The 22922-nt window shown below is 39.1% G+C and carries 26 protein-coding genes and 1 tRNA gene; 26 read left to right on the top strand and 1 reads right to left on the bottom strand.

Going from position 1 to position 22922, the window contains the following annotated elements; genetic code table 11:
- Window positions 1–91: 91 nt before the first annotated feature.
- From IV67_RS06390 to IV67_RS06280, 23 genes are all read left to right on the top strand, one after another.
- Window positions 92–164: transfer RNA gene (locus IV67_RS06390), tRNA-Thr, on the top strand.
- Between the two features lie 98 nt (window positions 165–262).
- Window positions 263–874 carry an HAD family hydrolase gene (locus IV67_RS06385; RefSeq protein WP_057788235.1) on the top strand — a complete coding sequence of 204 codons (612 nt, stop codon included), beginning with the start codon at window positions 263–265 and terminating at the stop codon, window positions 872–874.
- A 19-nt stretch (window positions 875–893) separates the two neighbouring features.
- Window positions 894–1085 (top strand): hypothetical protein, encoded by a 192-nt coding sequence (locus tag IV67_RS06380; protein ID WP_057788234.1) that lies wholly within the window; start codon window positions 894–896, stop codon window positions 1083–1085.
- Window positions 1086–1109: 24 nt separating this feature from the next.
- Window positions 1110–1952, top strand: coding sequence for a glutamate racemase (murI, locus tag IV67_RS06375; protein WP_057788232.1), 843 nt, complete (start codon window positions 1110–1112; stop codon window positions 1950–1952).
- A gap of 7 nt (window positions 1953–1959) precedes the next feature.
- The gene (locus tag IV67_RS06370; RefSeq protein ID WP_057788230.1) at window positions 1960–2556 is read left to right on the top strand and encodes an XTP/dITP diphosphatase; all 597 of its coding nucleotides are present in this window, start codon (window positions 1960–1962) and stop codon (window positions 2554–2556) included.
- A 2-nt stretch (window positions 2557–2558) separates the two neighbouring features.
- Window positions 2559–3077 (top strand): YfcE family phosphodiesterase, encoded by a 519-nt coding sequence (locus IV67_RS06365; RefSeq protein WP_057788228.1) that lies wholly within the window; start codon window positions 2559–2561, stop codon window positions 3075–3077.
- A 70-nt stretch (window positions 3078–3147) separates the two neighbouring features.
- Complete coding sequence (locus tag IV67_RS06360; protein ID WP_057788226.1) at window positions 3148–3612, top strand: GNAT family N-acetyltransferase; 465 nt, start codon at window positions 3148–3150, stop codon at window positions 3610–3612.
- Window positions 3613–3699: 87 nt separating this feature from the next.
- The gene (locus IV67_RS06355) at window positions 3700–4293 is read left to right on the top strand and encodes a GTP pyrophosphokinase (RefSeq protein ID WP_057788224.1); all 594 of its coding nucleotides are present in this window, start codon (window positions 3700–3702) and stop codon (window positions 4291–4293) included.
- Between the two features lie 21 nt (window positions 4294–4314).
- Window positions 4315–5130 carry an NAD kinase gene (locus IV67_RS06350; RefSeq protein WP_057788222.1) on the top strand — a complete coding sequence of 272 codons (816 nt, stop codon included), beginning with the start codon at window positions 4315–4317 and terminating at the stop codon, window positions 5128–5130.
- Entirely contained in the window at window positions 5130–6032 is a 903-nt protein-coding gene (locus IV67_RS06345; protein ID WP_057788220.1) for an RluA family pseudouridine synthase, read from the top strand. The genes IV67_RS06350 and IV67_RS06345 overlap by 1 nt, the downstream gene beginning before the upstream one ends.
- A gap of 20 nt (window positions 6033–6052) precedes the next feature.
- Complete coding sequence (gene mgtE / locus IV67_RS06340; RefSeq protein WP_083486691.1) at window positions 6053–7450, top strand: magnesium transporter; 1398 nt, start codon at window positions 6053–6055, stop codon at window positions 7448–7450.
- A 50-nt stretch (window positions 7451–7500) separates the two neighbouring features.
- Window positions 7501–8682 (top strand): multidrug effflux MFS transporter, encoded by a 1182-nt coding sequence (locus IV67_RS06335; protein ID WP_057788218.1) that lies wholly within the window; start codon window positions 7501–7503, stop codon window positions 8680–8682.
- A gap of 147 nt (window positions 8683–8829) precedes the next feature.
- Window positions 8830–9519, top strand: coding sequence for a ribosome maturation factor RimP (locus tag IV67_RS06330; RefSeq protein WP_057788216.1), 690 nt, complete (start codon window positions 8830–8832; stop codon window positions 9517–9519).
- Window positions 9520–9537: 18 nt separating this feature from the next.
- Window positions 9538–10650 (top strand): transcription termination factor NusA, encoded by a 1113-nt coding sequence (gene nusA / locus IV67_RS06325; protein ID WP_057788214.1) that lies wholly within the window; start codon window positions 9538–9540, stop codon window positions 10648–10650.
- A 32-nt stretch (window positions 10651–10682) separates the two neighbouring features.
- Entirely contained in the window at window positions 10683–10979 is a 297-nt protein-coding gene (gene rnpM, locus IV67_RS06320; protein WP_057788212.1) for an RNase P modulator RnpM, read from the top strand.
- Window positions 10972–11277 carry a YlxQ-related RNA-binding protein gene (locus IV67_RS06315; protein WP_057788211.1) on the top strand — a complete coding sequence of 102 codons (306 nt, stop codon included), beginning with the start codon at window positions 10972–10974 and terminating at the stop codon, window positions 11275–11277. Before rnpM ends, IV67_RS06315 begins: the two co-directional genes overlap by 8 nt.
- Before the next feature lie 11 nt (window positions 11278–11288).
- A complete protein-coding gene (infB, locus tag IV67_RS06310; protein ID WP_057788209.1) occupies window positions 11289–13550 on the top strand; it encodes a translation initiation factor IF-2 in 2262 nt (753 codons plus the stop codon).
- Window positions 13551–13576: 26 nt separating this feature from the next.
- Window positions 13577–13936: a 30S ribosome-binding factor RbfA gene (gene rbfA / locus IV67_RS06305; protein WP_057788207.1), complete on the top strand. Its 360-nt coding sequence runs from the start codon at window positions 13577–13579 to the stop codon at window positions 13934–13936.
- Window positions 13937–14061: 125 nt separating this feature from the next.
- Entirely contained in the window at window positions 14062–14580 is a 519-nt protein-coding gene (locus IV67_RS06300; protein WP_057788204.1) for a GNAT family N-acetyltransferase, read from the top strand.
- Between the two features lie 20 nt (window positions 14581–14600).
- Window positions 14601–15512: a tRNA pseudouridine(55) synthase TruB gene (gene truB, locus IV67_RS06295; RefSeq protein WP_057788202.1), complete on the top strand. Its 912-nt coding sequence runs from the start codon at window positions 14601–14603 to the stop codon at window positions 15510–15512.
- A gap of 15 nt (window positions 15513–15527) precedes the next feature.
- On the top strand, window positions 15528–16466 hold the full coding sequence (gene ribF / locus IV67_RS06290; protein WP_057788201.1) for a riboflavin biosynthesis protein RibF: 939 nt from the start codon (window positions 15528–15530) through the stop codon (window positions 16464–16466).
- A 15-nt stretch (window positions 16467–16481) separates the two neighbouring features.
- The gene (locus IV67_RS06285) at window positions 16482–18182 is read left to right on the top strand and encodes an NFACT RNA binding domain-containing protein (protein ID WP_057788199.1); all 1701 of its coding nucleotides are present in this window, start codon (window positions 16482–16484) and stop codon (window positions 18180–18182) included.
- Between the two features lie 216 nt (window positions 18183–18398).
- Window positions 18399–18815: a MarR family winged helix-turn-helix transcriptional regulator gene (locus tag IV67_RS06280; RefSeq protein WP_057788197.1), complete on the top strand. Its 417-nt coding sequence runs from the start codon at window positions 18399–18401 to the stop codon at window positions 18813–18815.
- Window positions 18816–18861: 46 nt separating this feature from the next.
- On the opposite strand, the gene brnQ is transcribed toward IV67_RS06280, so the two are convergent.
- Complete coding sequence (gene brnQ, locus IV67_RS06275) at window positions 18862–20199, bottom strand: branched-chain amino acid transport system II carrier protein (RefSeq protein WP_057788195.1); 1338 nt, start codon at window positions 20197–20199, stop codon at window positions 18862–18864.
- Window positions 20200–20616: 417 nt separating this feature from the next.
- On the opposite strand from brnQ, the gene IV67_RS06270 reads away from it, so the two are divergent.
- The 3 genes from IV67_RS06270 to IV67_RS06260 all read left to right on the top strand — a co-directional run bounded on the left by IV67_RS06270 (window position 20617) and on the right by IV67_RS06260 (window position 22908).
- Window positions 20617–21483 carry a DegV family protein gene (locus IV67_RS06270; RefSeq protein WP_057788194.1) on the top strand — a complete coding sequence of 289 codons (867 nt, stop codon included), beginning with the start codon at window positions 20617–20619 and terminating at the stop codon, window positions 21481–21483.
- 77 nt (window positions 21484–21560) lie between these two features.
- Window positions 21561–22406, top strand: coding sequence for a DegV family protein (locus IV67_RS06265; RefSeq protein ID WP_057788192.1), 846 nt, complete (start codon window positions 21561–21563; stop codon window positions 22404–22406).
- Window positions 22407–22683: 277 nt separating this feature from the next.
- Window positions 22684–22908 carry a YozE family protein gene (locus IV67_RS06260; RefSeq protein ID WP_201782734.1) on the top strand — a complete coding sequence of 75 codons (225 nt, stop codon included), beginning with the start codon at window positions 22684–22686 and terminating at the stop codon, window positions 22906–22908.
- Window positions 22909–22922: the final 14 nt, after the last annotated feature.

The following is a 22922-nucleotide window of genomic DNA, read 5'->3' as shown; positions in this document are numbered from 1 at the left end:
TTTATAATAATGAAGATAAAGTTTAAAATATGATTCAGTTTTGAGAGACGTAAGTCATCTCATAAGTATTACGTATAATCGATATGATTATGCCGACTTAGCTCAGTTGGTAGAGCATCGCTCTTGTAAAGCGAGGGTCGAAGGTTCGAGTCCTTTAGTCGGCACTTATATAAAAAACGTTCTTAGCATTGCTAAGAGCGTTTTTTATTTGTCTAAATATTGGTATAATAGTAAGTAAAGGAATTAATTGAGGAGCCGAATTATGAATGCATTTGTGTTTGATGTCGATGGAACTTTGTTAAATACTGAAAAAATGTATATGTTGTCATTGCAGCATACATTAAAAGAAAATGGGTTTGATTTAACCTATGACGATGTGTATCGCAGTTTTGGACTACCTTCATACGAAGCCCTTCAATTTTTAGAAATTCCAAATCCAGAAAAAATTCAAAAAGAATGGCAAAGCCATTATCATGATTTTTGGGATGAAGTTGATGTATTTCCTGGTATCCAAGAAGTATTAGCAAAGTTAGCTGAATCACATTCTGTTGGTTTAGTAACATCAAATACGGCTGAAGAATATGCGGATCATGCGAATGCTTTTGGTATTGATCAGTATTTTGATGCGTTCGTTTTTGCCGGTCAAACACCACGTATGAAACCATTTGCGGATCCAATTGAAAAGGCAATGACTGACTTGGAAGTTGAACCAAATGAAACCATTTATATTGGAGATTCTGTCCATGATATGCAAGCAGCGCATCATGCAAATGCCAAATTTGGATTAGCTGGATGGGGAACCAAAGAACGTGAATTATTTGAGCATGCTGATTATATTTTTGAAGTACCAGCAGATATTATGAAACTAGCTTAGTGAGGGAAGAAGATAAATAATGGATCCATTTTTAAAAACAATTGTGCTAGTGGTCGGTTTCTCAATTGTGACAGCTGCACTGTATTTTTTTGCCGAACGACAATTCAAACGTAATCGACGTTTTGCAAGTATGATGTATGGTGTGCTAGCTATGATTAGCGGCTTTTTTGCGGTCGTCAATTTTATCGATATTTTCGTAAAGTTATTTTAGATTAAATTTTTTTGGGGGTACGTAATGGATAATCGAGCAATTGGATATATGGATTCTGGTGTGGGTGGGCTGACTGCAGTTAAGCAGGCCTTATATCAATTACCAAATGAACAAGTGAAATACGTGGGAGATACGCTGCGCATGCCATATGGACCTAGGCGTACTGAAGAAGTAGCCATGTTCACATTACAAATCGGACGTTATTTAAATGATCTGGATGATGGGATTAAATTATTAGTGATTGCTTGTAATACAGCAACAGCGGCAGCGCTACCCTTGTTACAAGAACATTTACCAATTCCAGTTGTTGGTGTTATTCAGCCTGGAGTTGATGCGGCCTTGGATGAAACTGAAAATAATGAAGTCGGTGTGATTGCCACGCAAGGAACAGTTGATTCAAATGCTTACTACAATGGCTTGATGGCGGCAAATCCCGGAATGGATGTCTTACAAGTACCAACACCAAAACTGGTGACATTGGTTGAATCCAATGAACAGAGTGAATCAGAAAAATTAGCTATTGTTCAAGAACAGTTGCATGATTTAATGAATAAAGAGATTGATACATTGATTTTGGGATGCACGCATTTTCCATTACTAAGTTCTGAAATTCAAAAAGTTGTCGGTGAGGATGTCACATTGATTAACGCCGGAGCTGAAGCAATCAAAATTGTCGAACAAATCTTAGATGATAATGATGCACGACATGGTATTTATCCGATGGCTAATCATGAAGATGATCAATATTTTACGACCGGGGATACAGATACCTTCGAGCAAATTGCAACAAGCTGGTTAGAAATACCGGTAAATGTGAAACATTTAATTCCGGATGAATCAGGGATTACATTAATGATGGGAGAGTAAACTAGTTATGCCACAATTAATTTTTGCATCAAAAAATCCGGGTAAGGTAAAAGAGTTTAAACGTTTCTTAGCACCAAAAGGCATTGAAGTGCTTTCGCTACTTGATCTAGACAATTGCCCAGAGATTATTGAAAATGGTCAGACTTTTGAAGAAAATAGTTTGATTAAGGCCCAGACGATTATGGATGCTTATCAATTACCAGTGGTTGCAGAAGATGCAGGTTTGGTTGTAGACGCATTGGATGGAGCACCAGGTATTTATTCAGCGCGGTATGCGGGTGATCACGATGATGCCGCGAATAATGCCAAACTATTGAATGAATTAAAGGATATCCCTGATACACAACGCAGTGCAAAATTCGTTGCCGTGATTGTCGCTTTAAAACCAAATGGTGAGAAAATCGTGGCAGAAGGTGCTGTTGATGGGCAAATCTTAACCCAAGCGCGTGGGACTGACGGATTCGGTTACGATCCATTATTCTATTACGCGCCTTTTGATAAGACTTTAGCTGAATTAACTGTTGATGAAAAAAATGATATTTCACACCGCGGAAAAGCATTGGAAAGCTTTTTAGAACAGTTTAGTGCATGGTGGGAGGCATAAAAATGGATTATTTAATTGTTTCAGATACACACGGTGATCGCGAAATTCTTGAAAAATTAGCAAATGATTATCGTGGTAAGGTTAAAGCAATGTTTTATATTGGCAATTCTGAGTTGAGCCATACTGATTCAGTTTTTGATGATTTTTTGCCGGTCGTTGGAAATATGGATATGGATCCAATGTTCCCAGATGATCGCGATTATCAAGACACCAATATTAATATCTATATTGCGCATGGACACTTATACCACACGGAAATGTCTTTAGGACGATTAGTCGAAGCCGCTCAAGCAAAACAAGTGGATGTTGTGTTAACTGGACATACCCATCAACTAGGGGTTCAAATGATTGATGACATCTTGTTTATTAATCCTGGTTCAATTTCATTGCCACGTGGACAATATGCTTTCTTAGAAGGAACCTATGCAATTTTATCTGTTCTTGAAGATAAATTAAGCGTTCAATTCTATACACGTGATGAAAAGCCCGTTGAAACATTAAAGTTTGATTTTGCACGTTAATTGAATTTAGAGGTGTCTGTCTATATGAATCAGACACCTTATTTTTATGAACTTTGCAAGGAGATAGCTTATGGTACAGTCAGTATTATTTAGTAAATATGAAAATTTGAATCGAGATCAATTACGACCTTTGCTTTTAATTGGTGATGAAGATGAAATGCAATTGAATAAGTACATTGATAAAGGTGATGTTTTTATTGCAAGTGATGCTGGTAAATGTGTGGGTGTTGCCTTATTGATAGAAAATCAAGCAGCATGTATTGAATTAAAAAATATGGATATTTTGCCAGAGTACCAAGGGCATGGCGTTGGATCAGCGTTTATTGATTATTTATTTGCATGCTATTCAGATGATTACAAACAGATGCTTGTCGGGACGGGGGATGCTGACTTTCAAAATATGGCATTTTATATGAAAGCCGGTTTTAGATTTTCTGGTATTCGTAAAGCTTATTTTGAAAGCTACGAAAAACCAATCAATGTCAAGGGCATTGACTTACAAGATATGGTACTTTTGACGCGTGAACTCGTATAGGCAGGAATCTGATTAGTGGGCAATACAAGCCGGTATATTTTTGGTACAATGTAAAAAGGAAAATTTTGCGTGGGAGATGACTTATTTATGAATGACAAAGAATGGGCCGTGCGTCTACAGCCTTATCAACAAACTGTCGATGAGTTGAAGGTAAAGCTACGTGGTATGCGCCCAGAATTTAATTTAGCTGGGATTCAAACACCGGTTGAATTTGTGACCGGTCGCGTAAAAGCTGTTGATGCAATTAATGAGAAAATGACACGACGCCATATCGAATTGGATCGTTTAGAAAAAGACATGGAAGATTTGGCAGGTGTCCGCATCATGACGCAATTCACTGATGATATTTATAAAGTTGTCGATTTATTGCGCCAAAGAAAAGATATGACGATTCTAGAGGAACGTGATTATGTCACAAATGGTAAGCCGTCTGGATATCGCTCATATCATATTGTAATTGAATATCCTTTGCAATTAATTACTGGTGAACATAAGGTGTTGGCGGAAATTCAAATTCGAACAATGCAGATGAATGTTTGGGCCACAATTGAACATGCAATTAATTACAAGTATAACGGTGAATATACCGAAGATATGGAGCAACAATTAAAACTTGCTGCTGATTTATCAAACCAAATTGATGAAATATTTGAACATTTACATCAAGAAACGAATGACTAACAGGCAAAAGTGAGGCGAATCATGAAAATTGCTATCTACCGAAATGATAATGAACATTCAATCAATATTGCGGAAGCATTAACTTCAAAAATTCTGGCAGTGCCGGATGCAAATATTGAATTTGATCAAGAGAATCCAGACATTGTTATTTCGGTGGGCGGCGATGGTACATTACTGTCAGCTTTTCATGAGTATGATGCGCAATTAGATTCAGTTCGTTTTATTGGTGTACATACGGGGCATCTCGGATTCTATGCCGATTGGCAAGATTTTGAACTGGATGAATTGGTTGATAGTTTGACGCACGATTCAAAGGAATATGTTGAATATCCCATTTTGCAAGCAGATTTGTATTTCTCGGGAAGTGTTAAGCAAACGATTTATGCCTTGAACGAAGTGGTTATCAAACGCTCATTTGGGACACTTTCTGCTGAAGTTTTAATTAATGACAATTATTTTGAGCGTTTCAAAGGAGATGGATTATCAATTGCAACCCCAAGTGGGTCGACTGCCTATAATAAAGCAATCGGCGGAGCGGTTGTGAGCCCAAATCTTGATGCGATGCAATTGACTGAAATTGGTTCAATTAATAATCGCGTTTTTCGAACGCTCGGTTCACCAGTTATCTTAAGTGATCATGATGTTGTCACAATTAAATCACCTGATGCGATGGATTCATCTGTGCAAATTGCTTTTGATACCTTACATTTTGTGACTAAAAATTTGGAAAAGATTGATTTTAAAATAGCACCAACCAAAATTCGATTTGCTAAATATCGTCATATGAATTTTTGGCATCGTATTCAAACTAGTTTTATTGGACCGGAGGAAAAATAGTGGCATCATTTAGCTGGGTTAATCAAGATGATACCCCTTTAAAAATTAAGACATTTTTAGCACAACAAGGTGTGTCACACCGCATGTTTTCAATTATTAAACGTGGGGGTGGCGCAGTTGAAATCAATGGTCAGCAAGTACGCACCGTTGATGAAATTCAACCGGGGGAAAAGGTCATCATTACCTTACCACCTGAACAATCAAATGATATTGTTGAAATCTCTCATTTACCATTAGATGTCTTATATGAAGATGAAAATTGGTTAATTGTTAATAAACCCGCAGGGATTACATCAGTTCCGGGAAAAGCCGATCGCTCAACAACGATGGTTAATCGCGTCAAAGGTTATTTACAAGCTTCAGGTTCAACTGATTTGGTCCCACATGTTGTGACCCGTTTAGATCGGTTTACGTCAGGGGTGGCGCTTTTGGCGAAACATCGTTTTGCGCATGGACTCTTGGATAAGCAGTTGCAAACGCACGCGGTCGACAAGCGTTATTTTGCGGTTGTAGATGGTATTTTACCTGACGATCATGGCATCATTGAAGGCCCAATTGGTCGGATGGATGGTGATTTTATTCGACGTGAAGTACGTGAAGACGGTCGCGAGTCAACAACTGAATATTGGGTTGAGCACCGTTTTGAAAATATGACTTTAGTGCGTGTACGTTTACACACGGGCCGAACACATCAAATTCGCGTGCATTTTAGTCATATTGGTTTCCCTTTGGTGGGAGATGAAATCTATGGTGGTCCGATGGATCGGGGTATTTCACGCCAAGCATTGCATGCGTATGCATTAACTTTTTATGATCCTTTCGCCCAAATGGACCGTAAGACCACCTGTGCGTTGCCAGAAGATATGGTTGACTTACTAGATGGGTATCAAGTCACACTTTAAAATGGGAAAGGAGTTTATTTATGGCGGCAGAAAATAATAATGCAGAAGAAATCACGGAAGACATGCGTGAAGAAATTAGTGAACACGCTAAAAAATTAGTTAGTGAGCTTGAACAAGGGCATGAACAAGCATTTAAAGCTGATTTTGATGAGTTGCATGGTTATGACCAAGGACAATTTTATTTAAACTTACCATCACAATTACGCCAACAAGTGATTGACTGGCTTGATCCGAGTGATTTAGCGGATGTCTTTGACGAAATTCCCTTAGATGATGACCTAGATCCCAGTGAATTATTGAAGGAAATGTCACCAAAATATGCAGCTGAAATGTTAGATAAAATGTATTCTGACAATTCAGTTGATTTCTTGGAAGAATTAAATGCCCATGATTTGGGGATGTATTTGTCATTAATGCCTGAGAATGATTCTCAAGATATTCGTGAACTGTTGAATTATGATGATGAGACGGCTGGTTCATTGATGAGTCACGAGTTCATTGCGATTAATGAAAATGATACAATTCCTGAGGCCATGCAGGCTGTTAAAATTGCGGCTGAAGATGCTGAACAAATTACATACATATACGTGTTAAATGATAATAATAAATTAGTTGGTGTTGTTTCTTTGCGTACCTTGATGTTGGCAAACGATGAATTACATTTACGAGATGTGATGGACACGAATATTATTTCAGTAACACCCGATGAAGACCAAGAGCAAGTTGCGCACGTGATGGCGGACTATAATTTCACTTCACTGCCAGTCGTTTTGGATGATACATTACTGGGTATTATTATGGTTGATGACATTGTTGATGTTATTGATGAAGAGGCAACTGAAGACTACTCACGCTTGGCTGGTGTTGACGTTGATAGTAATGATGATAATCCCTTGAAAGCAGCTGCAAAGCGTTTACCATGGTTAGTTGGTCTAATCTTTTTGGGAATGGGAACGGCATCAGTTATTGATAGTTTTAACGGATTAGTGGCGACGGCTCCAATTTTGGCAGTGTTTATTTCATTAATTACGGGAACGGCTGGAAATGCGGGAACGCAATCTTTGGCGGTTGCTGTGCGTCGTTTGGCATTTAAAGAATCTGAAAACATTTGGAAAATGCTAGGGTCTGAAATTTTAATTGGTGTTGCGATTGGTGTGGTTGCCGGCTTTACGATTTTCGGCGTTGTATCTATTTGGAAGCACGACGTCTTATTAGGGGTTGCGGTTGGATTAGCGATGGGAATTGCGATTTTGGTGGCTAATGTTGCTGGTGCGTTCATTCCAATGATTATGGATTCGATTGGTGTTGACCCCGCAGTTGCATCAGGACCATTTATTTCGACATTATCCGACTTAACGTCTGTTCTAATTTATTTCAATATTGCTGGTTTGTTCATCAAACTCTTTGGTGGCATCTAGTTTTGGAGGCAAGGGCTTAATTTTAAGCCCTTTTTATTTGAGGAAATGATATGAAAAAACAAAAAATGACATCAACACAAGTCATTATTCTAGGGATATTAAGTGCTTTTGGACCACTTGCTCTAGATCTTTACTTACCTGGATTACCGGTTTTACAAAAAGAATTGCATACGACGGCTGCAATGACGCAGTTATCAATTACAGCGACGATGTTTGGTTTGGCAATTGGACAAGTTTTGATTGGGCCACTATCAGACCGTATCGGACGAAAGAAGCCCCTTTTAATTGGAATTATTGCGTTTACATTAGCTTCTTTTGGGATTGCCGTTAGTGATAATATTCAATGGTTGATTTTTTTACGCTTGATTCAAGGTCTTGGTGGTGCAACGGGAATAGTTCTTTCGTTGGCAATTATTACTGATTCATTTGAAGGCATTCAACTGACAAAAAATGTGGCAATCAATCAAACTATTAATGGGATTTTCCCAATCTTAGCACCAGTCTTGGGGGGAATCCTGATTGCGATTGCTGATTGGCGCAGCACTTTTTGGTTATTGGCCGGACTTGGCGCAATTTTAGTTGTTGCTATTTTCTTTAAATTACCAGAAACAAAACAAAAAGTTGAACATGTGACGATGAAAGACACATTCACCAGTTTTAAACATGTGTTTACAAATCGCTTCTTTATGACAATGACATTGGTTCAAGCATTAATGATGGGGGCATTATTTGCCTATATTGCAGGCTCATCATTTGTGTTACAAGATATGTTTGGTGTATCAGTTCCCGAGTTTTCAGCAATTTATGCTTTTAATGGTTTTGGGATCTTGTTGGGCGCTAGTATTTCTGGAAAGATGGCTGAAAAGCATGTGCCACAAGCAATTTTGAAACGCTTCATGGCTGTATCAGTGCTAGGAGGCTTGTTATTACTGACAACACTCTTCTTACCTAAATCATTACTGTTGGTGTCATTTGCATTCTTTTTGATTGTGGCACCAATTGGTGGTATTAGTAGTATGACGACTGCAATTGCCATGGCGCATGAGCATCGCGATAGTGGAACGGCTTCAGGAATTCTGGGGCTAACGCGTTATGCGATGGGTGGAATTATGTCCCCAATCGTTGGTTTAGGTGGAACCACGACAATGGTCCCATTGGTGCTGACGATTTTAGCGGTTCAATTTATGGGAAGCGCAATTTTTATGCTTACACAAAAACGACTTGCAGGTTGATTTCTTGCATGTTTATGATACAAATGCTATAATGAATTTGTTGATTAAATAGACTCTTAGTTGAGTGGCCCGGCATGTATGTCGTGGCCGCTCATTTTTTTGAATTTATTTAAAGAGAGTGTTTAAACTGAAGGGAGGTTTTTAAAAATGCCAGAAGTTGTTGATAAGGTACAGGCTGTGTTAGCAGATGCCTTAGCAGAACAAGGTTTTGACTTGTGGGACGTCAAATATGAAAAGCAAGATTCTGATATGGTTTTACGTGTATTGGTGGATCGCCTAGATGGTGACATTAATATGGATGATCTTGTGATGTTGACAGAATTCATTAGTAATCATGTGGACGCGATTCAACCTGATCCGTTCCCAGAAGCATACCTCTTGGATGTATCATCACCTGGGGCCGAACGCGAATTAAAGCGAGATCGTGATTATAATTGGGCGTTAAATAAAACAATTGCCGTTGCGCTTAAAACACCGATTGATCATGCAAATGAATTATCTGGATCATTGATTGATAAAACAGCTACAGAATTAACTTTAGAAGTTGTTGGTAAAAAAGGAAAACGTACGCAAGTTACAGTTCCAATGGATCAAATTAAACAGACTCATTTGTCAATTGACCAAGATCGCATTTTAACAAGTGATGCCGATTTTGAATGGGCCTTAGAAAAGTTCGTTCGTGTTTCAACTTATCGAAAAATTGATGGACAAAAAGAATTTGTCGGTGAACTCGTTGGTTACACGCCAGAAGCATTAACCATTGAAGATGAAGACGAACAACAGGTAACGATTCAAAGAGATATTATTGCAAAAGCAAGCCATACAAATACGTTCTAATTAATTGGAGAAGTTAACATGAGTAAGGAATTAGTTGCAGCTCTTAATGCGCTTGAAGAAGAGAAGAACATTAAGGCTGAAGTTTTAGTTGAAGCGATTGAAGAAGCTTTAAAGAAGGCTTATGAAAAGAATTATGATGACGCAGATAATGTAGAAGTCATTTTTGATCAAAAAAAGGGTAACATCAAAGTTTACTCAGTCAAGACAGTTGTTGAAGAAGTTGAAGATGCTAACAAAGAAGTGGCATTGGATGACGCTTTAGCAAAGAATAAGGCTTACGAATTGGGTGATGAAATTAAGTTTGAAGTGACACCATCTGATTTTGGACGTTTGGCAGCACAAACTGCTAAGCAAATCATTATGCAAAAAGTTCGCGAAGCCGAACGTGGTAATGTTTATAATAATTTCATCACTTATAAGGATGAAATTGTAACGGGTGAAGCTGAACGTCAAGATTCACGTTTCTTATATGTTATTTTGCCTGGTGGGCAAGAAGCAGCCATGAAGCCAGAAGACCAAATGCCAAACGAATCATACCAAATGGGTGATCACATGAAGGTATTAGTTTCTGAAGTTCAAAATGAAGTGAAGGGACCACAAGTCTTTGTTTCACGAACACATCCTGATTTGGTTAAGCGTTTATTTGAATCAGAAGTGCCTGAAGTTTATGATGGAACTGTGGAAATTAAATCAATTTCGCGTGAAGCGGGTGACCGTTCAAAGATTGCGGTTTATTCACATAATGAAAACCTAGATGCAGTTGGAACAATGGTTGGACAACGTGGTGCACGTGTTCAAACAATTGTGAATGAGCTATCTGGTGAGAACATGGATATTGTTGAATGGACTGAAGATCCGGTTGAATTTATCAAGAATGCGCTTAACCCAGCAGAAGTGGTTGATGTTATTTTTGATCCGCTTAACGAACGCGGTGTAACCGTCCTAGTACCTGATTATCAATTGTCATTGGCCATTGGTAAGCGTGGACAAAATGCGCGTCTTGCTGCTCGTTTGACGAATTTCAAGATTGATATTAAGCCTGAAAGTGAACGTGATGCTGTGATTGCAGAAATGGAAAATCCAGATCGTGTGGCACCTGAAGCGGCTGATAAGCGTAGTACTGAAGATTAATTTATTTAAAACTGCATAAGGAGGAACGTGCCATGAAGCAACGTAAAATTCCAATGCGCAAAGACATTGTGACCGGTGAAATGGTTCCCAAACAAGAGCTTGTGCGAGTTGTTAAATCTCCTGAAGGAGAAGTTGGGTTAGATACAAGTGGTCGTGCCAATGGTCGCGGCGCTTATATCAAACTTGACGTTGAAACAGCCAACCAAGCGAAGACAAAACGCACTTTTGACCGGGCTTTTAGTACAAAGTTACCGGATTCATTTTATGATGAATTGATTGCATATGTTGATCATCAAGTTGCACGACGGGAATTGTTTGGCGATGAATAACGATCAAAAAATATTAAATTTACTAGGACTAGCACGACGTGCTGGTAAACTAGAAGCCGGCGAAGATATTGCTTTAAAGGCAATCCGCAATGGAAAAGCATCATTGGTATTTTTCGCGAGTGATGGTGGTTCTAGTAGTTTAAAGAAATTTACAGATAAGACAACGAGTTATGACGTCCCATTTTGTACAAAATTTACGAAGGCTGAACTTGCAGATGCAACGGGAATGCCGCGAACTGTGATTGCAGTTGCAAATCGAGGTTTTGCTAAAAAAATGCGACAATACTTAGAACAATAGGAGGATGACATATGACCAAGCGAATTTATGAATTGGCAAAGGAATTAAATGTTTCATCAAAGGACTTAGTGTCAGCAGCAACCGACGCTGGATATGACGTTAAGAACCATATGTCTACAATTGATGACAAACAAGAACAACATTTGAAGCAACAGGTTCAACCAAAGGGACAAGCTTCAAAATCAGCTGCACCAAAGGCTAAGCAAGATGCAAAGCCAGCAGCCAAGTCATCAAATGCTGGAAACAAGCAAAATGCGGACCAAAAGCAAAGCCAGCCAGCAAATAAGACACAAAAAGCTGCAGGTGACAAAAAGCCCGCAAACAATAATCAACAAAATCGTAATAACAACAATAATCAACGTTCACAAAACAATAACCAAGGTCGTAACCAAAACCGTAATGGTGGTTGGAACAATAACAACCGTGGTGGTAAAAAGGGTAAGCGGGGACAAAACCGCAATAACCAACGTAACAATGAGCCACGTCCAGCAGCACCACAACGTAAGGACCAGCCATTACCAGAAGTTTTGAACTATTCAGTAGGGATGAACGTACAAGATATCGCGAAGTTGATTCACCGTGATGCAACAGAAATTATTAAGAAGTTGTTCATGCTTGGTGTGATGGTTAATCAAAATCAAAGTCTAGATGGCGATACAATTGAATTGTTGGCCACTGACTATGGAATTGATGCTAAGGAAAAGGTTGAAGTTGACCATTCTGACATTGATAAGATTTTTGAAGATGAAGCCAACAATGCTGAAAATCTTCAACCACGTGCACCCGTTGTGACAATCATGGGACACGTTGACCACGGTAAGACAACCCTTTTGGATTACCTACGTAATACACATATTACTGATGGTGAAGCTGGTGGAATTACGCAACATATCGGTGCTTACCAAGTTAAGACTGATGGACGTGAAATTACGTTCTTGGACACACCAGGTCACGCGGCCTTTACTGAAATGCGTGCTCGTGGTGCCAACATCACTGATATTACCATCTTGGTTGTTGCAGCTGATGATGGTGTTATGCCACAAACAATTGAAGCGATTCATCACGCCAAGGCAGCAGGAACACCAATTATTGTTGCCGTTAACAAGATTGATAAGCCAGGCGCAAACCCTGACAATGTTATCAATCAATTAATGCAATACGAATTGATTCCTGAAGAATATGGTGGAGATACAATCTTTGTTAATATTTCAGCCAAGTTTGGTGACAATATTGATGAATTGTTGGACATGGTTGTATTGACAGCTGATGTGATGGACTTGCAAGCAAATCCTGACCAACGTGCTGCTGGATCAGTTGTTGAAGCACGTTTGGATAAAGGTCGTGGACCAGTCGCAACTGTATTGGTGCAACAAGGAACGATGCATGTGGGAGACCCAATTGTTGTTGGGAACACCTATGGACGTGTCCGTACGATGACTAATGATCGCGGTCGTCGTATTAAGGAAGCCTTGCCTTCAACACCAGTTGAAATTACTGGTTTGAATGATGTACCATCTGCTGGTAACCGTTTTGTGGTCTTTGAAGACGAAAAGTCTGCTCGTGCAGCTGGTGAAGAACGTTCAAAGCGTGCTTTGCTTGAAGATCGTAACCGTAATAATGTGGTATCTGTTTCTGACTTGTTCAGCAAGATGGCTGAAGAAAACATGAAGTCGGTGCCTGTTATTATCAAGGCGGACGTACAAGGTTCAGTTGAAGCATTAGCTGGATCATTACAAAAGATTGATGTTGACGGTGTTAAAGTTGATATCATTCACACAGCCGTTGGTGCCATCAACGAATCTGACGTAACTTTGGCTGAAGCTTCTGGCGCAATTATTATTGGATTTAACGTCCGTCCTACGCCTCAAGCGAAGTCACAAGCTGATAGTGCTGATGTTGATATTCGTTTGCACAGTGTTATCTATAACGTTATTGATGAAATCGAAGCTGCGATGAAGGGACAACTTGATCCTGAATATAAGGAAGAAATTGTCGGAACTGCCGATGTTCGTGAATTATTCAAGGTATCTAAGGTTGGAACCATTGTTGGTGGTATGGTGACATCTGGTAAGATTACAAGTGATTCATCAGTACGTTTGATTCGTGATGGTATTGTGATCTTTGATGGTAAGTTAAACACACTACGTCGTTATAAGGATGATGTTAAGGAAGTTAAGAACGGTTATGACTTCGGTTTGACAATTGAAAACTACAATGATGAAAAGATTGGTGATGTTATTGAAGCCTACGAAATGGTTGAAATTAAGCGTTAATCAATTACAAAAATAGGAGGTCGATAATGGCACAACAAAATTTCCGAGTTGGTCGCTTAGAACAAGAGATTCAACGTGAAGTGAATGATATTTTGTTAAAGCGTGTACGTGATCCTCGTGTTCAAGGTGTAACAGTGACCGGTGTTGAAGTGACTGGTGATTTACAACAAGCAACAGTGTACTATAGTTTGTTGTCAGATCTTGCGTCTGATAACAAAAAGGCCGCTGACGGTTTGAGCGCAGCCACTGGTTTAATTCGTAAAGAGTTAGGGAGTCGCTTAACAATTTATAAGACACCTGAGCTGACATTCAAAAAAGATGATTCAATTCAATATGGAAATCATATTGATGACTTGATTCGTCAATTGGAACAATCAGATAAGTAATTAAAATGGTTCGGTTTAATGGCATAAGCTATGAGCTGAACCTTTTTTGTATGCTTTTCTAATTTTTGATACAATTAAACTTAGTATGAATTTACAAATAACGTAGAATAGAATCGGAGACAGTAATGCAACTACGCCCTTTAGAAAAAAGAGATTTAAGTTATATTTATCGACAAGAAAATGCACGTGGGGTGATGGCGCTCTGGTTTGAAGAACCTTACACATCATTTGATGAATTAGAATTGCTCTATGACAAGCACGTTTTGGATCAATCTGAACGTCGTTTTGTGATTGATGTTGAGGATGAGTTTGCTGGTGTTGTTGAATTGGTTTATATTGATAATTTACATCGTAATACAGAAATTCAAATTATTGTTGAAGAAAAGTTCCAAGGAAATGGGTTAGCACAAGAGGCGATGCGAGCAGGTTTGGAATATGCCTTTAATGTAATCAACATGCATAAAGTGTATTTGTATGTTGATGTGGATAATGAAGCTGCCGTGCATATCTACAAGAAGATTGGTTTTGAAATGGAAGGTACATTGAAAGAACAATTTTATGCCAATGGACGCTACCATGACAGTCATGTAATGGGCATGGTTTGGAGCGATTTTAAGCAGATTGAAGCTGGTTATACGGTATAAGCCAGAGAAGGAAGTTAATCATGGAAGGAATTCTCCCAGTATATAAAGAAGCAGGCATGACATCACATGATGTTGTATTTAAATTGCGTAAAATTTTGAGAACTAAGAAAATCGGTCATGCTGGAACGTTGGATCCTAGTGTTGATGGGGTTTTACCGATTGCAATTGGTAAAGCAACCAAGAGTATTGAATTTTTACAAGACGCTGGAAAAGTATACACCGGTATGGTAACGCTTGGCTTTTCGACGACAACTGAAGATTTAGATAGCGAAATTGTCGCAGAGACATTTTTGACGCAACCAATCGAAGCGCATGTGATTGATCAGGCGATGCAGACTTTAGAAGGAGATATCATTCAAATTCCACCCATGTATTCTGCGGTCAAAGTGAATGGACGCCGATTATATGATTATGCACGGGCCGGTGAAACAGTTGAACGTCCAAAACGTGATGCGACCATTTATGAATTTAAACGAACAAGTGATTTAAATTTTGATCCAGTCACGCAGACACAATCGTTTGCGTTCAAGGCTGTGGTGTCAAAAGGAACGTACATCCGGACATTGGCTGTTGATTTAGGTCAAAAGCTGGAGCTCGCTTCTGTTATGAGCCAGTTAACCCGACAAGCAGCGGGAGGATATACCTTAGCTGATAGCCATTCATTAACTGATGTGAAAACTCAAATGGAAACAGTTGGTAATATTGATGATTGGCTTTGGTCAATTGATAGTGCCGTCGCTCAATTTAAACAAGTTGAGATTGATGACGTGGTATGGGATCGTGTGAAGCATGGCATTGGTTTACCAAATGATCAATATCCACGAACTGATGACAAAATTGCCGTCGTATACGGTGGGGAAGTGAAGTCAATTTTTGAGTGGTCGGAACGAAAAGATCAGTATCGACCATATCGTACGTTCAAAACAGAGTAAGGACAGTGAAGAATTATGGAAGTTTATTATTTACATCATCCATTTGATGCTGCAACAATTAATCCGAGTCAAAAAGTACTTGCAATGGGTTTTTTTGATGGATTGCATGCTGGTCATCGACAAGTCATTAAAGAAGCACAAAAAGTTGCACAAGCTCGGGGCTTGAAACTAGCAGTATTAACCTATGATCAACATGCTTCTGTTGTGTTTGAAACGCATGCGAACCCGCTTCAGTATTTAACGACATTGTCACGTAAGCTCGATTTATTATCAGACTTGGGTGTCGATGAAACTTATGTGGTTAATTTCACAGCCAGCTATGCTGAGCAATCACCACAAGCATTTGTCGATAATTACATTGTTGGCTTAAATGCCAAGGTTGCGGTCGCTGGATTTGATCATACTTATGGGGCTAAGGATGCCAATGCTGATATGGCGCATTTAGCAGAATATGCCAATGGCCGTTTTGATGTCCTTGAAATTCCAAAAATCGAAATTTTAGGCCATGAAAGTGCATCACGTTACAGTCGTCAATTAGTTGATGCTGGTCGTATGGATGAACTGGCGGAATTCTTGACCATTCCCTATCAAACAAGTGGTGTGGTTGTCCATGGTGAGGCCCGGGGACGTCAAATGGGTTATCCAACCGCAAACATTCAAACACCACGAGACGAGCGTTTACCAGCAATTGGTGTGTATGCTGTGGAAATGCAAATTGGTGATGATTGGTATCAAGGGATGGCATCAATTGGTTATAATGTGACTTTTGGGGATGCTAGACCTAAGACAGTTGAAATTTACTTGTTTGATTTTGCCCAAAATATTTATGGTGAAGCTGTGAATGTTCGTTGGCATCATTATCTTCGAGGTGAAGAAAAATTTTCCGGAATGGAAACGTTAAAAATACAATTGGCTGAAGACGAACGTGTTATTCGCCAGTATTTTGTAGATTAAAAAAGGTGGTAGAACATGGCATTTGACGGATTATTTACGCATGCAATGGCACGAGAATTAAATGATACATTAGCAGGCGGACGGATTATGAAAATCCATCAACCGTATGCCAATGAAATCTTTTTGGTTGTACGTAACAACCGACACAATTACCCCGTCTTACTTAGTGCACATCCAATGTTTGCACGCGCACAAATTTCTGATATTAAGTATAAGAATCCGCAAACAGCGCCTAATTTCGCAATGATGCTACGTAAGCATTTAGAAGGTGCGCAGTTAATTCGGATTGAGCAAGTTGAAAATGATCGTATTTTACGTTTTATTGTGTCAGGGCGCAATGAATTAGGGGATGAAGAGCATACAGTTTTGATTTTAGAGATGATGGGCCGCCATTCAAATCTCTTCTTGGTGGATGAAAGCAGTCAAAAAATTATTGATTTGATTAAACATGTGCCAGCTGACCAAAATCGTGTGCGTACATTGATGCCAGGAGCACGCTATGTACAACCGCCTAAGCAAGATGTCTTAAATCCATATGCAACCTTAGATGGCTTGGCTAATTTTATCTTAGATTATCCAGATCAGGCTGAATTAGCTAAAGCCATTCAAGGTCATTTTCAAGGGTTTGCCCGTGATTCAGCTCGTGAATTAGCAGCAGTTGTTCAAAATGAAGGTGATGCCATGGCGCATGCGCAAGCTTGGCTAGCCCATTTTGATACGCCGGATCCACAATTGATTGAAACTGAAAAAAGTTTACAATTTGTACCATTTTCATGGGAAACAGTGACGGGCACTGCTAAGCATTTTGAAAGCTTAAGTACCATGCTAGATGCTTATTATGAAGGTAAATCTGAGCGTGACCGCGTGCAACAACAAGCCGGAATTGTATTACGTGTGATTCATAATGAACTAAAGAAAAATAAGACCAAAATTAAGAAGCAGCAGGCTGAATTAGCTGCGGCCGATCAAGCTGATGAATTTAAAGTAAAAGGTGAATTACTGACAACTTATATGCATCAAATTGAACGTGGGATGACTGAAATTGAATTGCCCAATTATTATGAAAATAATGAACCCATGCAAATTCAATTGTCCAATCAACTAAATCCTTCTCAAAATGCCCAGCGTTATTTCACACGTTATAACAAGTTGAAGGCATCAGTTAAATACTTAAATGAACAGATTGCCTTGGCTCAGGCGGAAGTAGACTATTTTGAGAATTTACAAGCACAAGTTGATATTGCTAGTCCAAAAGACATTGAAGAAATTAGACAAGAATTGATTCAAGAAGGCTATTTGCGGGTACAAAAGAAAAAGAAGCAAAAGCCACAAGTGAGTCAACCAGAAAAATTTTATGCGAGCGATGGCACTTTAATTGAAGTTGGTAAAAATAATTTGCAAAATGAACGACTTTCGATGAAGACAGCTCAGCGTTCTGATATCTGGTTACATACAAAAGATATTCCGGGCTCACACGTCATTATTCATGATGCTGAACCAAGTACGCAGATCCTTGAAGAAGGGGCACAATTAGCTGCCTATTTCTCTAAAGCCCGTGATTCAGCGAATGTACCTGTTGATTACTTACCGGTTCGACGTTTACGTAAGCCAAATGGTGCAAAGCCAGGTTTCGTTATTTTTGAAGGTCAAACGACGATGACGGTAACACCATCTGCTTTGGTTGTTCAAAAGTTACGTCAAAAACCAGAAATTTAATTAAGATAAAGGGGTCGTTTTAATGACTCCTTTTTATTTTGATTTAATTCTTAAAAAATGATTAGGAATGGGGTTAACTAAACGCGTTCAATTCTATCTATGCTATTGTAGAAAATGAAATGACTAAATTTGATGCATAAACTATGCTCAGATGATAAACATACATGTAAATAAATTGATAATAACAAAGGATTGAAACGAAGGTAGGAACTCGATATGAAACAAATCTTGGACGCATTGCAAGTTGCTGAAAAGCAATATCGAACTAATTTAATTCAAATGGCTAAAGGACAGGGCGTAACAGTTGCCGAATGGACTTTATTGGGTTATGTGAATGACGGGTATGATACTCAGGATAAATTGTCAAAAGGGATGGCACTTGATAACTCAACGCTCTCACGTCAGTTAAAATCATTGGTGAAAAAAGAACTAGTTGAAAGTGAAGTGATTAGCCATGATAATCGTCAGTTACGTTATCGTTTGACGCAAAAAGGGCTTGATACAATGACGGCATTGGTTGATGCGCAGGCTGAGTTTAATAAACAAGTCTTTTCAGTTTGGTCAGATGAAGAGAAACGCATGATGGAAATTCTACTTAATCGTTTAGATAAGTCAATCAATAAAATTGCATAAAAAAACCGATGACGATTAGATGTCATCGGTTTTTTTATGGTGTTCATTAGGCGCGTTTTTGGAAATGCCAAATGATTAAACTAAGTCCAAAACCAATCAAAGCCGGGAGAATCCAGCCAAAACCAGCCGAAGCAAATGGAATCAAATGATGATAACCTGAGACTAAATTAGCGATAGCGGGGCTAGATGCAAATGGGGCACTAGCCAAACCATCCATTAGGGCCATTGGTGCAACGAAAAGCATCGTCAAACGATAAACGATGGGGGCACCATTGAAGAAGCGTTGAATCAAAGCTAAGAAAATAAGCGTCAAAACAAATGGATAGATGAACATTAATAGTGGTGATGACCACTTAATAATATTTGTGAGTCCCAAATTAGCAGTTAAGAATGATCCAGCTGATGAAATAATCAACCAACCATTATAACTAATTTTATTAAAAATGAGATGCATGTCATGCGCAAATGAAGATAGCAAACCAACTGCAGTCGTGAACACGGCTAAGATAACCAAAATACCGGTCAAAATTGAACCAGAAGTCCCAAAGTAATGTTGGATAATTTGCATTAATGCGATACCACCATTATCGGCTAACTTTAATTGTGTTAATGAGGCAACCCCTAGCACAATCAATGCTGTATAGATTAACGCTTCAAGCATAATACTTAACAATCCGGCTTTGGCAATCGTACTTGAAATGGCTTGGTCGCGGTAACCAAGGCCACGAACGGCATAAACCACAGAAACGGCAAGGGCCAACAAAGCAACTCCATCAAGTGTGTTATAACCATCTAAGAAACCAGTCATGAAAGGGGTGCTTTGATAAGCGCTTGCAACTGGTTGGTTTAAATCACCCATTGGGTTCAAAAGTCCAATGATGATTACGCCAATGATTAAAATTAAAAATAGGGGTGTTAGATATCGACCAACCCAATCGGTAATTCGCGAATTAGTGACACTAACTAAAATGGCGAGTGCAAAAAAGATGAATGAAAAGATAATCATACCAATACCTTGCCAACTTTCAGGCAAGAAGGGTGCAACCCCCATTGTAAAGCCAGTAGCTGCTGTACGTGGTGTTGCAACCAATGGACCTAAGGTTAAGTGAATAAGAACCAATAGGGCCATACCAAACCACGGTGCAACCGGTTTAGCTAAATCATAGGCACTTTCAGATTTTGTGACGGAAATGGCGAGCATGGCCAGATAAGGCACTAAAGTTCCAGTTACTAAGAAACCCAGGGTGGCTAAGATCCAGTTACTACCAGCAGATTGACCCAATTGAATGGGGAAGATTAAATTACCGGCACCAAAGAACATGCCGAAGATAACGGAAGCAATCAATAAAATATCACGGGTGCGAGGTGTGTGTTTTTCTTGCATAATAAATTCTCCTATTTTTTCTTGACGATAAATAAAAACACGCGTAGCCAGAAATAGCTACGCGTGTTGGAAATGTATCCACATCGTCATAGCTGCCTACTTGTGTAAATAAGTAAGCAGCACAAAGGGTGTCAGCTTACTCGTTAATCACGACGACGCTGACGACTACTTGTTCAATTGTTTGCATTGAATGACGCATAATGAATATCTCCTTCGTTTATGATATTTAAATTATAGGATTCTCATAATCACTTGTCAAACGTTATTTTTAAAAATTTACTTTGAGTAAAAAATAAGCCGATTGCTGATAATCACTGATTCTTTGGAACGAATATGCTAAAATTGAAATGTTTTTATTTTATGCATTTATTTTTAGTAAATAATTTTTTATAACAAACAGACAGGGGAAAGTGTGGAATGACAGTAGCAATTGTAACTGACTCAACAGCCTACTTATCTCCGGAAGAGGTAGCAGAGTATAACATTCAAGTTGTGCCAATTCCGGTGATTATTGATGGTAAAGAATACCACGAAGGGGTCGATATTGAGCGTGAAGAATTTTACGATATGTTGGCACATACGGAAAATTTCCCAACGACATCACAACCTGCCGTTGGTGACTGGATTAAGTTGTTTGAACAACTGAAGCAAGAAGGCTATGATGAAGCATTTGTCATTGACTTGTCTTCAACTATTTCAAGTGCGGTAAAAACTGTTGAAAGTTTACGAGACAGTGTCGAGGGGTTTACCGTGCATGCCTATGATTCAAAATTAACTGTGCGCCCCATGGGGTTATTGGCTTTGAAGGCCGGTGAGATGGCCCAAAATGGGGCAAGTGTCGCCGAAATCACGGAAACTTTAGATCAGTTACGTGAGACAATCGATGAGTACTTCGTCGTAGACGACTTACAAAATTTGGCTCGTGGTGGTCGCCTGTCAAATGCTTCAGCATTTTTAGGATCAATGTTGAAAATTAAGCCAATTTTGACTTTTGATGATAAAACGAATTACATTGTGCCATTTGAAAAAGTGCGCTCAATGAAAAAATCATTAGCACGGGCAGAGAATTTATTCCAAGAAGGCATTGCTGAGGTTGACTATCCAGTGCGGGCGATGGTGATTTATTCTAATAACTTAGAAGAGGGTCAAAAATGGTTAGCTGATTTACAAGTTAAATTCCCTGAAGTAGAATTTGATATGGGGTATTTTGGACCAGTAATTGGAACCCATTTAGGTCCTGGCGCGCTCGCCCTTGGTTGGATGCGTCATCCAGACTCACTTTAAAGCTGGCTTTAATTTGCCAGTATTAAACTGAATGTGTCATAATATGAATAATGAATTGAAAGTTGAGAGGATAAAAAATGGCTCAAGTAAAGATCGTTACGGATTCTACCGCTTTAATTAGTAAGGAAGAAGCTGAACAATATGGCATTACCGTTGTACCATTGACGGTGATGATTGATGGAACAGTTTACCAAGATGGTGTTACCATCGGACGTGATGAATTTGTTGGGATGATGGCTGAATCAAGTGCATTGCCAAGCACATCACAACCTTCATTAGGAGCCTTTACTGAGGTCTATGAAGATTTAGCTAAAGATGGTTCTTCAATCATTTCAATCCACTTAACTAAAGGTTTGTCTGGAACAGTTAATGCTGCCGAACAAGCCGCAATGATGGTGAATGCTGATGTAACTGTTCTTGATTCAGACTTTATTGACCGCTCTGAAGCTTTTCAAGTGATTGCAGCTGCTAAGTTAGCGGCTGAGGGTGCCAGTAAGGAAGATATTCTGGCCAAGATTAAAGAAGTGCATGATAAGACACAGCTTTATTTGACAGTTTCAGAATTAGATAACCTTGTTAAAGGTGGTCGTCTATCAAAGACAGCTGGATTTGTGGCTGGTTTGATGAATATTCAAGTCGGTGCGCATGTCGTTGCCGGTGATATTCAAGTTGAAGTTAAGGGCCGTGGTGCAAAAGCCATTAAGAAGTATGTGAACGGCTTTATTGATAAGATGAAGGACGAACCAACTGGTATTAAGGCTGTGCACCTTGCGCATGTTGGTATTCCAGAAAAGGCACAAGCTTGGGCTGATGAAATTCAAGCTGATTTCCCAGATGCTGATGTTAAAGTTTTTGAAACATCACCAACTGTGGCAACTCATGCGGGTCCAGGAGCCATTGGCTTCAGTTATGAAATAAATTAATGTGATTGTGAACAGTTAATCTTCTAGGATTAACTGTTCTTTTTTTACGATGCCAGAAACCAAAGCCATATATAAAAAGCTCGGCTTTACTGATGTTGATGTGACTGAGCAGGGGGATGTCGAAAAGATGGTGATGGGGAATATGCAACTTGATTAGGCTATTATGTATTTAACAACGGCGCGGCAAAAGAATTATGGGGTAAAACCGTAAGCATTCTGCGGAAGCCAGCGTTTTATGCTAAAATAGAAAAAGTCAATTTTTAAGAAAAGAGGTTGTGTGATGCGACGTTCATTTTATAGTTGGTTAATGACGCAACGCAATCCTGTTGCTGCCAACGAAGTGCAAACATTTGCGAATGGGGCATTTTATGACCAACAATTCCCAAAACAAAGTGATGACTTTGATGAAATTTCAAGACATTTAGAAGAAAATGCAAGTTATTTGCATTCTGTAACTATTTTTGATGAAGCTTGGGCTGAGTATCTCGCTTCAGAAAACTAAAAAGGAGGTCGTAA

The organism is Weissella minor (genome assembly GCF_001437425.1).
Lineage (GTDB): Bacteria > Bacillota > Bacilli > Lactobacillales > Lactobacillaceae > Weissella > Weissella minor.
This window is presented reverse-complemented; position numbering and strand designations above follow the sequence as displayed.

Bases quoted from the DNA above. Each gene is read 5' to 3' on its own strand.
- IV67_RS06385 (WP_057788235.1), top strand. From the start codon at position 263: ATGAATGCATTTGTGTTTGATGTCGATGGAACTTTGTTAAATACTGAA.
- IV67_RS06380 (WP_057788234.1), top strand. From the start codon at position 894: ATGGATCCATTTTTAAAAACAATTGTGCTAGTGGTCGGTTTCTCAATT.
- murI (WP_057788232.1), top strand. From the start codon at position 1,110: ATGGATAATCGAGCAATTGGATATATGGATTCTGGTGTGGGTGGGCTG.
- IV67_RS06370 (WP_057788230.1), top strand. From the start codon at position 1,960: ATGCCACAATTAATTTTTGCATCAAAAAATCCGGGTAAGGTAAAAGAG.
- IV67_RS06365 (WP_057788228.1), top strand. From the start codon at position 2,559: ATGGATTATTTAATTGTTTCAGATACACACGGTGATCGCGAAATTCTT.
- IV67_RS06360 (WP_057788226.1), top strand. From the start codon at position 3,148: ATGGTACAGTCAGTATTATTTAGTAAATATGAAAATTTGAATCGAGAT.
- IV67_RS06355 (WP_057788224.1), top strand. From the start codon at position 3,700: ATGAATGACAAAGAATGGGCCGTGCGTCTACAGCCTTATCAACAAACT.
- IV67_RS06350 (WP_057788222.1), top strand. From the start codon at position 4,315: ATGAAAATTGCTATCTACCGAAATGATAATGAACATTCAATCAATATT.
- mgtE (WP_083486691.1), top strand. From the start codon at position 6,053: ATGGCGGCAGAAAATAATAATGCAGAAGAAATCACGGAAGACATGCGT.
- IV67_RS06335 (WP_057788218.1), top strand. From the start codon at position 7,501: ATGAAAAAACAAAAAATGACATCAACACAAGTCATTATTCTAGGGATA.
- IV67_RS06330 (WP_057788216.1), top strand. From the start codon at position 8,830: ATGCCAGAAGTTGTTGATAAGGTACAGGCTGTGTTAGCAGATGCCTTA.
- nusA (WP_057788214.1), top strand. From the start codon at position 9,538: ATGAGTAAGGAATTAGTTGCAGCTCTTAATGCGCTTGAAGAAGAGAAG.
- rnpM (WP_057788212.1), top strand. From the start codon at position 10,683: ATGAAGCAACGTAAAATTCCAATGCGCAAAGACATTGTGACCGGTGAA.
- IV67_RS06315 (WP_057788211.1), top strand. From the start codon at position 10,972: ATGAATAACGATCAAAAAATATTAAATTTACTAGGACTAGCACGACGT.
- infB (WP_057788209.1), top strand. From the start codon at position 11,289: ATGACCAAGCGAATTTATGAATTGGCAAAGGAATTAAATGTTTCATCA.
- rbfA (WP_057788207.1), top strand. From the start codon at position 13,577: ATGGCACAACAAAATTTCCGAGTTGGTCGCTTAGAACAAGAGATTCAA.
- IV67_RS06300 (WP_057788204.1), top strand. From the start codon at position 14,062: ATGCAACTACGCCCTTTAGAAAAAAGAGATTTAAGTTATATTTATCGA.
- truB (WP_057788202.1), top strand. From the start codon at position 14,601: ATGGAAGGAATTCTCCCAGTATATAAAGAAGCAGGCATGACATCACAT.
- ribF (WP_057788201.1), top strand. From the start codon at position 15,528: ATGGAAGTTTATTATTTACATCATCCATTTGATGCTGCAACAATTAAT.
- IV67_RS06285 (WP_057788199.1), top strand. From the start codon at position 16,482: ATGGCATTTGACGGATTATTTACGCATGCAATGGCACGAGAATTAAAT.
- IV67_RS06280 (WP_057788197.1), top strand. From the start codon at position 18,399: ATGAAACAAATCTTGGACGCATTGCAAGTTGCTGAAAAGCAATATCGA.
- brnQ (WP_057788195.1), bottom strand. From the start codon at position 20,199: ATGCAAGAAAAACACACACCTCGCACCCGTGATATTTTATTGATTGCT.
- IV67_RS06270 (WP_057788194.1), top strand. From the start codon at position 20,617: ATGACAGTAGCAATTGTAACTGACTCAACAGCCTACTTATCTCCGGAA.
- IV67_RS06265 (WP_057788192.1), top strand. From the start codon at position 21,561: ATGGCTCAAGTAAAGATCGTTACGGATTCTACCGCTTTAATTAGTAAG.